This window comes from Streptomyces sp. V3I8, from assembly GCF_030817535.1.
Classification (GTDB): domain Bacteria; phylum Actinomycetota; class Actinomycetes; order Streptomycetales; family Streptomycetaceae; genus Streptomyces.
Map to the genome: position 1 here is coordinate 7,175,385 of NZ_JAUSZL010000002.1, position 13,367 is coordinate 7,188,751.

Sequence of the window (13,367 nt, forward strand, 5' to 3'; positions counted from 1 at the left end):
CGAGATGCTGGACACAACCCAGAGCGACACCGCAGTTCCTCCCGAGGAGCGGCGAGGTTGTCTCTTCGCGCTTTCCCAGCCACCGCTGATGATCTTCCTTGCGGTGATCGGCTGTCTGCTGCTCATGGCTTCGCTGCACGATCTGCTGCTGCTCTGAGCCGTACGCGGAGTCCCTGGCGCCACCCGCCGAGGACTCCGTCAGCCCGCCGCTTCCTTGCGCCGTGCCCGATAGGCGGCCACATGCAGGCGGTTTCCGCAGGTGCGGCTGTCGCAGTAGCGACGGGAGCGGTTGCGGGAGAGGTCGACGAAGGCGCGTCGGCAGTCCGGTGCCTCACAGCGGCGGAGCCGCTCCTCCTCCCCGGCCACCACGAAGAAGGCCAGCGCCATGCCGCAGTCCGCCGCGAGGTGGTCGGCGACGGACGCGCCGGGCGCGAAGTAGTGCACGTGCCAGTCGTAACCGTCGTGGTTCGTGAGACGCGGGGTGGTGCCCGCGGCGGCGACCAGTTCGTTGATGAGCGCGGCGGCGGTCCGGGCGTCGGGGGCCGCGAAGACCGCGGCGAAGCGCCCGCGGATCCGGCGCACCGCCGAGAGGTCCAGCTCGGACAGGTTCCCGACATCGCTCATGTCGTGCCGGCGGACGAAATCGAGCAGCGCCGCTAGGTTCGCGAGTCCGTCCGTGGTGTCGTCCTCCGGTGCGGTGTTCACCAGATCGACCACGGTGTCGAGGGCGCACCGGGTGTCGTGGGTGATCAGCACGTTTCGCTCCCTGGCCTGGGGGTCGGGCGGACGCCCGCCGATGCAGGCCGATGCTAGCGGCTCCCCACCACAGGACGACCCCCACCACAACCCCGAAGCCACCCCGCACAGCCCGGACGACGCCCAGCCCCACCCACCCGCGGACGCGGAAACCGGCGCGCCCGGCCGAGAACGGCCCGCACTGTCCGGACGACGTCGAGCCCCACTCACCCAGGGGCGCGGGGAACGGCGCGCTCAGCCGAGAACGGCCCGCACTGTCCGGACGACGTCGAGCCCCACCCGCCCAGGGGCGCGGGGAACGGCGCGCTCAGCCGAGAACGACCCGCACAGCCCGGACGATATCCAGCCTCACCCACCCGCGGACGCGGAAACCGGCGCGCTCAGCCGAGAACGACCCGCACTGCCCGGACGACGTCGAGCCCCACTCACCCAGGGGCGCGGGGAACGGCGCGCTCAGCCGAGAGCGGCCTGCACTGCTCGGACGACGTCGAGCCCCACTCACCCAGGGGCGCGGGGAACGGCGCGACCGGCCACAACGGCCCGCACGCCGGCGCGAGGGGCACCCCGCCGGAGGTGCACGCACACGCAAAGGCGCCGCCCCCACGCAAGCGCGGAGACGGCACCGATGTGCTCCCTATGCAGTTGTCTGAGCCCGAGCCGTCTCCCCGAGTGGACGGCGCCGGGCGGCTTGGTGCGAACTCTCGTCCTAGCTTTCGGCCAGGATGTGCGAGAGCTCCGTATCGAGATCGAAGTGCCGGTGTTCCGTGCCGGGTGGCACGGCGGCGTCGGTTCGCTTGAGGAACGACTCCAGGGCCCGCGCCGGGGCCTCGAGCAGCGCCTCGCCCTCCGGAGAGCTCAGGGCGATGCACACGACGCCCTGGCCATGACTGCGGGACGGCCAGACTCGGACGTCGCCGGTACCGGTGGGCCGGTGCAGGCCCTCGGCGAGAAGGTCGCGGGCGAACACCCACTCGACAGTCTCCTCGGCTCCGGTATGGAAGGTGGCGTGCACGGCATAGGGGTCGGCCGTGTCGTACCGCAGGCCTGCGGGGACAGGCAGGGAGGACTCGCTCGACACAACGAGGCGCAGGTGCAGCTCGCAGCTGACCGTGGTGTTCATAAGCGCCAGGGCCTTTCGCTCAGTGTGCGCTCGGGGATTCGCACGTCGGCGAAATCGACATGCCACCTACGGTGCCGTTGTAAACCCCTCTGAGTGTTTTGCGTGTCTTTAGGTACCCCGTCCGGCGGAGTGCCGGTTCGCGTCTTACGCCCATTCCGGTGACCGGATTCCGTCCGGTAGGGTTTGGCCGTATGAATACGGGGAGTGACGGAACGGGGGAGGTCGCCGTGGCGACCGACGAAACGAAGGGCGAGCCGGCGCTCGGGTCCCGTGCGCCGCAATTCATCAAGGCGCGCCGCATGCTGCATCTCAGCTGGCAGGTGGGCGTTTTCATCGTGGGGCTCGCGGTCGTCGTGGCCGGTGTGATCATGCTGCCGCTGCCCGGTCCGGGCTGGCTGGTGATCTTCGGCGGTATGGCGATCTGGGCGACCGAGTTCGTCTGGGCGCAGCTGGTGCTCCGCTGGACGAAGAGGAAAGTCACCGAGGCCACGCAGAAGGCGCTCGACCCGAGGGTCCGGCGCCGGAACATCATCCTGACGTCCGTCGGGCTGGTGATCATCGCGGTACTGGCCGGTGTGTACGTCTGGAAGTTCGGCCTCGAGATGCCGTGGAAGATCAAGGAGTAACGGGGCTCCGCACCCGTTGCGGGCCGGTCGGAAGCACCCCGTGACATGGGGTAACCTACTTCTGCGCCCGGGCGATTAGCTCAGCGGGAGAGCGCTTCGTTCACACCGAAGAGGTCACTGGTTCGATCCCAGTATCGCCCACGTTGCCGACAGGCGGCCAGGTCCATGATCCATCTGGACCCCGGCCGCCTTTCGTATGTCCGCGCGACACCACGAGGGGCTCGCCGCCGCGTCGGCGCAGGTCACTCTGTGTGCCCGGTCCCTGATGTCGGTACCGGACGCTCGCGGGCAAGCCGCCCGCGCACGTCCCGCGAGGCTCGCGCACCCGGCCGCGGCGCCTGCTCGCACGGCCGCTCTGCCCCCCACCCCGCCCGAGTGGGCCCCTGTCCGGGACGAACGCCCGGCCTCGACCTCGACCCGCTCCCGGTACGGCACCCGCACTCGTACCTGCACCTGCCCTGCCGACCTCCGGCCTCGGCCCTTTCCCGGCCGTCCACACCCCTTGACGCCCCTCGGCGCGCCCCGTCCTGCCCGAACCCGGCAGCGCGCTCCCCGGTCCTCGATCCCCAGCCCTCGATCCCCGGCCGGGAACTCGGTCACCGCGATCTCGGCGATGTCTCGGGAGGCAGACGCATACCCCCAGTCCGCATACCCCCGCCCACTAACCCCCGCCCACTAACCCCCACCCCCCTCACCCGCTAACCGCCACCCGCTACCGCCCTCGCCCGCTAACCACCCCGGCTGACACCGACCCCTCGGGCCACCTCCGACGCCTGACCACCCCCAGCCACCCCGCCGCCTCCCACCGCCCCCGGCGCAACCCCCCTTCGCCGCACTCGGCACGGGCCCGACCCCGTACCGGTACGCGCACCCTCCCTACCTGCGAAGCAGCTCAACCCCCAAGCAATTCGCCCCAGTTGAGGCCGTCGCGTCGGCGACCCCGTTCACATCAATTCCTGTCCGAATCATTGACGCCCGCGAACGCCCTCCGTACCTTGTGGCAGCAAGCGCTTACTTGAAACGATTCATGGCAGCGGACGACGACGTCGCGAGGAGGCCCGACTGTGGGGATAAACGGGAGTGTCGAGAGGCGGACGGTCCTCAAGGCGGCCGGGGCGTCGCTCACGGCGGCGGGGCTGGCCGCGACCACGGGCTGCGGGGGCGACAGCGGCGGATCGGGCGACGGCACGGTCGAGATCCGCTTCGCGTGGTGGGGCGCGGAGGAGCGTGCCAAGCGCATCAACCGGTCCATCAAGCTCTTCGAGAAGAAGTACCCGAAGATCAAGGTGAAGACGGACTTCCAGGATTACGTGGCCTTTTGGGAGAAGTTCCAGACGCAGGCCGCGGGCGGAAATCCACCGGACGTATTCCAGAACGCCGTCGCATTCCTGCGGAAGTACGACAAGAGAAGTGTCCTCCTCGACCTCAAGTCGCAAGTGGACGCGGGAAATCTGGACCTGAAGAACTTCCGCTCCGGTGTCGAGAAGGTCGGTGAGGTCGACGGAAAGCTGCTCGGTGTGCCCGTCGGCTCCAACACCATGTCGCTCGTCATCGACGAGAAGGTCTTCGAGGCGGCCGGCGTCAAGGCCGAGCAGGGCTGGACCTGGGACGAGTACTTCGGCGCGCTGAAGAAGATCCACGACACCCAGAAGGTGGCGGGCGACACCGGCTACTTCGGGATCATGTACCTCTACGACCTCTACCTCCGCCAGAACGGCAAGGCGTTCTTCACCGAGGACGGACTCGGTTTCGAGGAGGCCGATCTGACGGAGTGGTGGCAGGACGGCTACAACCGCGTGAAGGCCGGCATCGTCACCGACCCCAAGAAGGTCGAGCAGCTCAAGCCCAAGTCGGCGCTGGCCTCCGGCGACGCGGCGTCCGAGTTCACCTGGGACAACTTCACCGTGCGCTACACCACGGAGGGCGACAGCACCTACGGGCTGGCCCCGATCCCCACGACCGACGGCAAGGACACCGGCCAGTACCTCGGCTCGCTCATGCTGAGCGGTTTCGCACGGACCGAGCACCCCGAGGAGGTGGCCCAGTTCATCTCCTTCATGGTGCACGACCCCGAGGTCGGCAAGATCATGGGCTACGACCGGGGCATCCTCGCCACCACCGAGCAGTTCGAGGCGTACAAGCCCACCGACGCCCCCAACCAGGCGATCGCGAAGTACGAGGAGGACGTCGCCGCGGCCGGGCTGCTCGGCACCATCACCCCGCACCCGGCGGGCGCCGACACCGTGGAAGCCGCGTTCCTGCGCGTCGCCGCCGACATGTCGACGGGCAAGACCAAGGTCTCCGACGCGGTGAAGCAGTTCTTCTCCGAGGCGAAGACCGCCCTCGCCGCCTGATGGGAACGGCCGTGACGACGCTCATCAAGGACTCTCCGCCGGACGTCCCGCAGGAGCGTCCCGGTCCCCCCGCCGCCCTGAGGCGGCGGGGCCGCCGGGACAACCTCGCCGGTTACCTCTTCATGTCCCCCTGGATCGCGGGCTTCCTGCTGCTGACCGCGGGGCCGATGGCGGCATCGCTCTACTTCGCGTTCACCGACTACAACCTCTTCGACTCCCCGAAGTGGATCGGCTTCGACAACTTCACCCGGATGTTCGACGATCCGCGGTGGCAGAAGTCGGTGGAGGTGACGGCGAAGTACGTCGTCATCGGCACCCCGCTGAAGCTGATGCTCGCGCTGGGTGTCGCCCTGCTGCTCTCGCAGAGCCGGCGCGGGCAGGCCTTCTACCGGGCCGCGTTCTACGCCCCCTCGCTGATCGGGGCGAGCGTGTCCGTCGGCTTCGTGTGGCGGGCCCTGTTCTCCGACGACGCCGCGGTGGACCGTACGCAGTCGTTCTTCGGTCTCGACGTCGGCGGCTGGGTCGGCAACCCGGACTGGGTGCTCTACAGCCTCGTGGCGCTCACGGTCTGGCAGTTCGGCGCCCCGATGGTCATCTTCCTGGCCGGGCTGAAGCAGGTGCCGAAGGAACTGTACGAGGCGGCCGAGGTGGACGGCGCCGGACCGTTCAAGCGGTTCTGGAGCATCACCCTGCCGATGATCTCCCCGGTGCTGTTCTTCAACGTGCTGCTGGAGACCATCCACTCGTTCCAGATCTTCGGATCCGCGTACGTCGTCTCCAACGCCACCTGCGGGCCGGCCGACGCCACGCTCGTCTACACCTGTTACCTCTACCAGAAGGGCTTCAAGGAGGCCCAGATGGGCTTCGCCTCCGCGATGGCCTGGATGCTGCTGCTCGCCGTGGCGCTCGTGACGGTGGTCCTCTTCTGGTCCCAGAAGCGGTGGGTGCACTACGAGGAGGCCTCCCGATGAGCACCGGCACCGCGACCACGGCGACCGTGACCACGACCGGGGCGGGTCCTTCGCGCAGTCCCCGGGAACCCGGGCGCGGGCGCACCGGATCGCTCGCCTGGCACCTCGGCGCGCTGCTCGTCCTCGCGGTCGTCATCTATCCCGTCATCTGGGTCCTGGGCGCCTCCTTCAAGCCGAGCCGGGAGATCATCGGCAGCCTGGAGCTGTTCCCGACCGACCCGATCCTGCAGAACTTCAAGGGGCTCGCGGACGGCATCGCGGACATCTCGATCGCCACGTTCTTCCAGAACTCCCTCCTCTACGCGCTCGGCTCCGTCGCCGGCATCCTCGTCTCCTGCTCGCTGACGGCGTACGCCTTCGCCCGCATCCGGTTCGCCGGGCGCAACCTGATGTTCTCGCTCATGATCGGCACGCTGCTGCTGCCGTACCACGTGCTGCTCATCCCGCAGTACGTGATGTTCCAGAAGCTCGAACTGATCAACACATACGTGCCGCTGCTGCTCGGCAAGTACCTGGCCACCGAGGCGTTCTTCGTCTTCCTCATGGTGCAGTTCATGCGCAACCTGCCCAGGGAGCTGGACGAGGCGGCCCGGCTCGACGGCTGCGGGCACCTGCGGATCTACTGGTCGATCGTGCTGCCGCTGTGCCGGCCGGCCCTCATCACCAGCGCGATCTTCACCTTCATCAACGCCTGGAACGACTTCATGGGCCCGCTGATCTACCTCAACGAGCCCGCCAAGTACACCGTCTCGCTCGGCATGATGATGTTCCGCGACCAGGAGGGCGTCGCCAACTACGGCGGCATGATCGCCATGTCGCTGGTGGCGCTGCTGCCCGTGCTGGCCTTCTTCCTCGCCTTCCAGCGCTATCTGATCGACGGTATGGCGACCTCCGGTCTGAAGGGCTGAGCCGGTCATGACCCAGACGCGCACGAAGGCCCGTACGGCCGCCGCCGGGCGGGAGTCCGTCCTCGCCGAGCGGTTCGCGCTCTTCGCGGAGTGCCTGCTCACCGGGGTGTGGATCGCGGTGGCCTCGCTGCCCGTGGTCACCTACCCCGCCGCGTTCGCCGCCGGGTCGCGGCACCTGCGGCGGCGTACGTCCCATGCGGCGGGCGGCTGGCGGGAGTTCGCCGCGGACTTCCGCCTGGCCGTGCGCGGCGGGTGGGCCGCGGGACTCGCCGGGTGGGCCGCGGCCCTCGCGGTGTGGGTGGACGTCCAGGCCGTGCGTGCCGGGATCCCCGGCGGCCCGGCCGTCGGAGCCGTCGGGCTGTTCGCGCTGATCGGGCTGGCCGTCGCCGGGCTGCGCGCCGCGGCGGTCTGGGAGCCCGGGGCGTCCTGGCGCGGGCTGCTCGGCGCCGCCGGACGCCGTACGGTCCTCGACCCCGCGGGGTCTTTCCTGCTCGTCGGCGGACTGGCCGTCGTGGCCGTCTCCGCCTGGTTCGTGCCGCCGCTGGCGATCCCCGTCCTGGGGGCCGTCGCGGCGGCGGCCCTCGCCGTGGAGGAGCGCGGCCGACGCCGCTGACCAGCCACGTGCAACAGGGCCGGCGCCCCGGCGTCGCGCCTCTTTCTGTCATGCCCCTGACTTCCCCGTACGGAAAGGAAAGGCCATGTCCCCCATCCCCCGCAGGTCCCTCCTCAAGGCGGCCGCCGTCGCCGGAGCCGCCGCCCGGTTCAGCTGGGCCCTGGGCGCGCAGGACGCGCAGGCCGCCCCGAGAGCGGAGGCCGCCGACGCGGACCCGGTGACCCTGGACTGGCTGGAGGACGGCGGCCTCGGTGAGGCCCCCGGCTCGACCGTGGGCGTGCCCTGGCCGAAGGGCGCGTACGAGAAGGACCAGACGTTCGCGCTGGCCGACGCCGACGGCAGGGCCGTGCCCGTCCAGTCCTGGCCGATCGGCTACTGGCCGGACGGCTCACTGAAGTGGACCGCGCACGCGGTCGGGCCCGGGGCGGGCAACGGGAAGCTCACGCTCGGCGCGGGCTCGCCCGCCGCGCCCGCGAAGAAGGTGACCGTCGACAGGCGCGGCAGCTCCATCGAGGTGTCGACCGGTGTCATCACCGCCAGGATCGGCAGGAGCGGCTCGGCCCTGGTCAAGTCCGTGCTGCGCGGCTCGACGGAGATCGCCAGGGACGGCCGTCTCGTGCTGCTGCGCCAGCCGGAGATCGAGGACGGCGACCAGGGCGCCGAGAAGTACGAGCGGTTCGAGAGCGTCGTCGCGCAGACCGAGGTCGAGCAGGACGGGCCGGTCCGCGCCGTCGTCCGCATCGACGGCAAGCACCGTAAGGGAAGCAGGAGTTGGCTCCCGTTCTCGGTCCGGCTCTACTTCTACGCGGGCGGCGAGTCCTTCCGCATGGTGCACACGATCACCTTCGACGGCACGCAGGAGCCCGGCAAGGCCGGTGGTGACTTCATCCGCGGCATCGGAGTCCGCTTCAAGGTGCCGATGCGCGACGCCGCGTACGACCGGCACATCCGGATCGGCGGGGAGGGGACCGGTCTGCTGCGCGAGGCGGTGAAGGGCGTCACCGGGCTGCGACGGGACCCGGGCGCGGCCGTCCGGACGGCCCAGTTCGAGGGCGAGAAGCTACCCGATCCGTCGACCTGGGACCAGCGGGTGACCACCCGGCTCCAGTACATCCCCGAATGGGGCGACTACACCCTCTCGCAGCTCTCCGCCGACGGCTTCACGGTCCGCAAGCGGACGAAGAAGGGGCACGGCTGGATCGGCGCGGGAGGCGGCCGGCGGGCCAGCGGCTTCGGTTACGTCGGCGGCGCGAGCGGCGGGCTGTCCTTCGGGCTGCGGGACTTCTGGGAGAAGTACCCCGCGCAGCTCGACATCCGGGACGCCCGGACCGACGAGGCCGAGGTCACCCTGTGGCTCTGGTCGCCCGAGTCGCAGCCCATGGACCTGCGCTTCTACCACGACGGCATGGGTCAGGACACCTACCCCGAACAGCTCGAGGGCCTCAACATCACCTACGAGGACTACGAGCCCGGCTTCGGCACCCCCTACGGCATCGCCCGTACCAGCGAACTCCTCTTCTGGGCCCACGAGTCGACCCCGAGCGCCGAGGCGATGGCACGGCAGGTGGCCGCCGTGCGCACCCCCGCGCAGCTCGCCGCGCCGCCCGGGCAGCTGGTCAAGGCGGGCGTCTTCGGCCGGCTGTTCGCCGAGCCGGACCGCTCCACCGCCGCCAAGGCGAAGATCGAGGACCACCTCGACTTCCTCTTCACCTACTACAAGGACCAGGTGGAGATGCGCCGCTGGTACGGCTTCTGGGACTACGGCGACATCATGCACACGTACGACCCGAGCCGGCACCAGTGGTGCTACGACGTCGGCGGCTACGCCTGGGACAACTCCGAGCTCTCGCCCGACCTGTGGCTCTGGTTCGCCTACATGCGGTCCGGGCGGGCCGACATCTTCCGGTTCGCGGAGGCCATGACCCGGCACACCGGCGAGGTCGACGTCTACCACCTGGGCCAGTGGGCGGGGCTCGGCACCCGGCACGGTGTCCAGCACTACGCCGACAGCGCCAAGCAGCAGCGCATCGCCAACACCACGTACCGCCGCTACTACTACTTCCTCACCGGCGACGAACGCGTCGGCGACCTCATGCACGCCAACGTCGACTCCGACGAGACGTTCCTCGTGCTCGACCCGATCCGCAAGATCCGCACCGAGCCGTACGAGCCCGACCGCAACGCGCTCTCGATCGGCTTCGGCACCGACTGGAGCGGTCTGGCGTCCGCGTGGCTCACCGAGTGGGAGCGGCGCGGGCCCAAGTGGGAGAAGGCGAAGGCGCGGGTGCTGTCGACGATGGAGACCATCGCCGCGCAGCCCAACGGGTTCGTCCAGGGCAGTGCGCTGTACGACCTGGACACCGGGAGGTTCGCCGTCGCGGACACGGCCGTGGTGGGGGTCTCGCACCTGTCGGCCATGTTCGGGCTGGTGGAGCTGAACGCCGAGCTGATCGACCAGGTCGACATGCCGGCGTTCAAGGAGGCGTGGCTCGACTACTGCCGGTACTTCAACGCGACCAAGGCCGAGCAGAAGGCCCGCTACGGGTCCGACTTCGGATCGCTGCTGCTGTTCCAGGGGCACTCGCGGCAGGACGCGTACGCGGCGGTGGAGTCGGACGACGACACGCTGGCCGCGCGCGCCTGGCGGCAGTTCTACAACAGTGCCGACACATGGGACTACAAGGAGACGACGAACTGGTCCACGAAGAAGGTCGAGGGGCCGGTGGGACTGGTCGGCGGGAGCGAGGCGTCCTGGGTGTCCACCAACACGACCGCGCTGTACGGGTTGGCGGCGATCCAGAACCTGGCGCTGATCGGCGACAAGATGCCGTGACGTCCGGCCCGATGAGATGCGGGGGACGGCCGCGGGTCCGTCGTGCCTGGTCGCGCGGTTCCCCGCGCCCCTGGGGGGCGCCCCCGGACCGGGCGCCCCTGAAGAGGGCTCAGCTCATCCTGTTCAGGGACTCGCGGACCCGGCGGGCGTCCTGGAGGCGCTGTTCGTAGGTGGCGCCCAGGACGAGGAGGAGCAGGCCCGCCAGGGCCATGGGCGCCCAGCGGGGGAGGGCGCCCATGGCCTGGGCGAGGTACGGGGCCAGTTCGTGCAGGGCGGTCAGCACCAGCGTGGCGCCGCCCAGCAGGAGCGGGGCCTTCAGACGGTGACGGACGCCCACCAGGGTGACCGCGAGCGACGCGGCGCCCAGCAGCAGCGGACGCGGCCAGTGCGCGTCGCCCCACACCGCCAGGAGACTCGGCAGGAAGGTCACCGACAGGCCGGGGCCGTACGCGAGCCAGGACGAGGCCTGTGCGTCACGGCTCCTGCGGACGTACCCGACGACCAGCGCGGACACGGTCACCGGGAGCGTGTCCGCCTCGGGGGAGCCGACCTCCCAGGCCGCCAGCCGGACCCAGGCGGCCAGCACGAACAGCGCGGCCGCCGCGTGACCGGCCCGCCCGCGGTCCTCCCGTACCGCCGTGCCCGCCGCGATCACCCCGCACAGGGCCAGCACCAGGGCGAGCGTGGGCGGTTCGGCGAACGCCAGGCCGACCGCGAGCAGTCCCGCCACGGCTCCCGTGACCTCCACGGACACCTTCAGGGTCGTGTCGCCGAGCCTGGGCGCCAGCAGCGCGGCTGCGGCCGGCACCACCAGGACGAGCAGCGCCGTCCGGTGCGGCGGCCAGCCGAGGGACCCGCCCGTGGCGCACGCGAGCGCGGTGGCGTACGCCAGGGCGGGGGCCGCCGAGACCGCCCCGGTCAGCTCCTGCCTCCACCGGACGGCCGCCGCCGTGAAGAGGACCGTCAGGCCCGCGAGGACGCCGAGTGTGGCCGCCTCGGTGGCCAGGGAGAGCGCGGCGAGGTGGAGCGAGCCGAGGAAGGCCAGGGCGAGCGCTGTCGCGGGGAGGACGGAGAGCCGATCGGTGATCGGGGGCCGGCCGTCGGTCGCGTGGGCGTACGCCGCTGTCGTCAGCGCCGCCACGGTGGTCGCCCCGTGCCACAGCAGGGCCGTCCCGTAGGGGAGTTGCGCAGTGGCGGGCAGGATGAGGGCCGTGAGCCAGACCAGGACCAGTGCCCCGCTCCGGGCGAGGGGCCGGTGCGGGCCGGTCCGGAACGCCAGGGCCAGGACCGCGGCCACCGCCGCGAGCACCAGCGGGGCCGTCTCCGTGGCGGGCGGCCAGGGCGCCGGGACCGTCACCGCGGCACGGGCGTCGGAAGGTGTGGCGGACCACACCCGCGCCGTCCAGCCGGCCGGGCCGAGCAGGACCGGGGCGACCACGGACAGGGTCCACGACAGGGCCGCCGCCTGCACCGCCGCGGAGGACCACCGCAGGCCGCGGCGCACGGCCGGGGGCAGCCGGGTGCCGCGTACCGCCGGCAGGGCGATGCCGCAGGCCAGACAGGCAGGGACCGTCCACACACCGGGCAGCACCGGACGCAGCACGCCACCCGCCGCGGCGACGGCGAGCAGGCCGCCGGCCGCTGCCAGGGGAACAGCGGCCCGCGCGGCGGGGGCGCGCAGTGCCGCCCCCAGCGCGATCGCCGCGGCGAGGGCGAGGAGCGCCGCCGCACGGGTGGCGGCGCCCGGAGAGGTGGCTTCGAAGGTGAGCGCGCCGGCCGCCAGGGTGCCCCAGGCGCCGAGCCCGTACGCGCCGGTGGCGGCCACGGCCCGTACGGCGGGCGCGGCCACCGAGAGGGCGACGGCCGCGTCGGACGCGGCGGTCACCAGCGCCGCCGCGGTGATCGCGTGGTGGCCCGCCCCGGCCGCCCCGACCGTGAGCAGCAGCGGGAGCTGGGCCGCCGCCACGGCCGCCGGCAGCGGCAGGCGCAGGGCGCCGAGGCCGAGGCCGTACGCGGTCCACAGCACGGCCAGGAGCGCCGAGGCCGCCGCCGCGTAGCCGGTGCCGTCCACACCGGAGAGGGCCACCTCGTGCAGGGCGTACGCGTCGAGGACCGTCAGTGCGAGGCCGAGGCCCGCCACCGACTCCGCCGTCGAGCGCAGTCCGCGCCTCAGCAGTGGCACGGGTGCGGCGAGCGCGGCCGCGGTGACCGCGCCGAGGACGGTCGCCCGGCCGGCGATCCCCATGTCCCCCCAGCTCACCAGGGTGAACGCGACCGCCGCGACGGTCAGCAGGACGCCGCCGAGGACGAGCAGCACGTTCTGCACGCCGGGGGCCGAGGCCTCGGGGCGTCGGGGTGGGGGAGCGGGAGCCGGCCGGGCCGCGGGGACCCGGACCGGGGCCGCCTGGGGTCCGGCCGACCGGAGCGCGTCGAGCAGCCAGGCCCGGCGGGCCAGCAACTGGGTCCTGCGGCCGTCCAGGTGCCACAGCTCGCGGTCGAGGATCCGCAACTCCTCGGCGGGCGGCGGAATGTTCGTCATGTCTGGAGTGTGGTCCGGGTCACCGCGCAGGACATGAGCCGACGTACTCAGGACGTACTCAGATCCGCCGCGCCCCGGCACGCGGTCCTCCACGGCCAGGCACGAGGTCCCTCATGGTCCGGCGTCCGGCGGGCAGACTCGGGTCATGAAGCGCATGGACTGGACGCACTACCGCTTCCGCAGCCTGTGGGTCCTCGCCGCCCCGCCCGACGACGTCTACGGCGCGCTGGCCGACGCCGAGCACTACCCGCTCTGGTGGCCGCAGGTGCGCGAGGTGACTCCCGTGGACGACACCGGCGGGGTCGTCCGCATCCGCTCGGTGCTCCCCTACGACCTGGTGTTCACCGCCCGGGAGGTGCGCCGCGACCCGGCCGCCGGAGTCCTGGAGATCGCCATGACCGGTGACGTGGACGGCTGGGCACGCTGGACCCTCGCCCCCGACCGGGCCGGCACCCGCGCCCGCTACGACCAGGAGGTCCGGGTGACCAAGCCGCTGCTGCGGCGGCTCGCCGTGCCGGGGCGGCCCGCCTTCCGCGCCAACCACGCGCTGATGATGCGGGCCGGGCGGCGGGGACTGGCCGCCCACCTCCGCGGGAAGAGCGAAGCGGTTTGAAGGAAACGCACGGAGACCTGTATTGTTCAGTGCG

At 71.5% G+C, this 13,367-nt stretch carries 11 protein-coding genes and 1 tRNA gene; 9 read left to right on the plus strand and 3 right to left on the minus strand.

Annotated elements, in window-relative coordinates; genetic code table 11:
- Positions 1–4 precede the first annotated feature (4 nt).
- A complete protein-coding gene (locus QFZ75_RS31745) occupies positions 5–157 on the plus strand; it encodes a hypothetical protein (RefSeq protein WP_169800124.1) in 153 nt (50 codons plus the stop codon).
- Positions 158–198: 41 nt separating this feature from the next.
- Here QFZ75_RS31745 and QFZ75_RS31750 read toward each other — a convergent pair whose 3' ends face one another.
- Entirely contained in the window at positions 199–756 is a 558-nt protein-coding gene (locus QFZ75_RS31750) for a CGNR zinc finger domain-containing protein (RefSeq protein WP_307542388.1), read from the minus strand.
- Positions 757–1,462: 706 nt separating this feature from the next.
- Positions 1,463–1,876: an SsgA family sporulation/cell division regulator gene (locus tag QFZ75_RS31755; protein ID WP_003959770.1), complete on the minus strand. Its 414-nt coding sequence runs from the start codon at positions 1,874–1,876 to the stop codon at positions 1,463–1,465.
- Positions 1,877–2,067: 191 nt separating this feature from the next.
- Here QFZ75_RS31755 and QFZ75_RS31760 point away from each other — a divergent pair, with 191 nt between their 5' ends.
- The 7 genes from QFZ75_RS31760 (at position 2,068) to QFZ75_RS31790 (ending at position 10,181) form a co-directional block, all read left to right on the plus strand.
- A complete protein-coding gene (locus QFZ75_RS31760; protein ID WP_307542390.1) occupies positions 2,068–2,502 on the plus strand; it encodes a TIGR02611 family protein in 435 nt (144 codons plus the stop codon).
- Between the two features lie 69 nt (positions 2,503–2,571).
- Positions 2,572–2,643 (plus strand) — tRNA-Val (locus QFZ75_RS31765).
- A 923-nt stretch (positions 2,644–3,566) separates the two neighbouring features.
- Positions 3,567–4,856 (plus strand): ABC transporter substrate-binding protein, encoded by a 1,290-nt coding sequence (locus QFZ75_RS31770; RefSeq protein ID WP_307542392.1) that lies wholly within the window; start codon positions 3,567–3,569, stop codon positions 4,854–4,856.
- Positions 4,856–5,827 (plus strand): carbohydrate ABC transporter permease, encoded by a 972-nt coding sequence (locus QFZ75_RS31775; RefSeq protein ID WP_307542393.1) that lies wholly within the window; start codon positions 4,856–4,858, stop codon positions 5,825–5,827. The genes QFZ75_RS31770 and QFZ75_RS31775 overlap by 1 nt, the downstream gene beginning before the upstream one ends.
- Positions 5,824–6,735: a carbohydrate ABC transporter permease gene (locus QFZ75_RS31780; RefSeq protein ID WP_307542394.1), complete on the plus strand. Its 912-nt coding sequence runs from the start codon at positions 5,824–5,826 to the stop codon at positions 6,733–6,735. The genes QFZ75_RS31775 and QFZ75_RS31780 overlap by 4 nt, the downstream gene beginning before the upstream one ends.
- Positions 6,736–6,742: 7 nt before the next feature.
- Positions 6,743–7,348 carry a hypothetical protein gene (locus tag QFZ75_RS31785; protein ID WP_307542396.1) on the plus strand — a complete coding sequence of 202 codons (606 nt, stop codon included), beginning with the start codon at positions 6,743–6,745 and terminating at the stop codon, positions 7,346–7,348.
- Positions 7,349–7,433: 85 nt separating this feature from the next.
- Positions 7,434–10,181: a Tat pathway signal sequence domain protein gene (locus tag QFZ75_RS31790; protein ID WP_307542398.1), complete on the plus strand. Its 2,748-nt coding sequence runs from the start codon at positions 7,434–7,436 to the stop codon at positions 10,179–10,181.
- Positions 10,182–10,290: 109 nt separating this feature from the next.
- Here the strand turns inward: QFZ75_RS31790 and QFZ75_RS31795 are convergent, their stop codons facing one another.
- Complete coding sequence (locus tag QFZ75_RS31795; protein ID WP_307542400.1) at positions 10,291–12,720, minus strand: SCO7613 C-terminal domain-containing membrane protein; 2,430 nt, start codon at positions 12,718–12,720, stop codon at positions 10,291–10,293.
- 154 nt (positions 12,721–12,874) lie between these two features.
- Between QFZ75_RS31795 and QFZ75_RS31800 the strand changes: the two genes are divergently transcribed.
- Positions 12,875–13,333 (plus strand): SRPBCC family protein, encoded by a 459-nt coding sequence (locus QFZ75_RS31800; protein WP_307544925.1) that lies wholly within the window; start codon positions 12,875–12,877, stop codon positions 13,331–13,333.
- Positions 13,334–13,367: the final 34 nt, after the last annotated feature.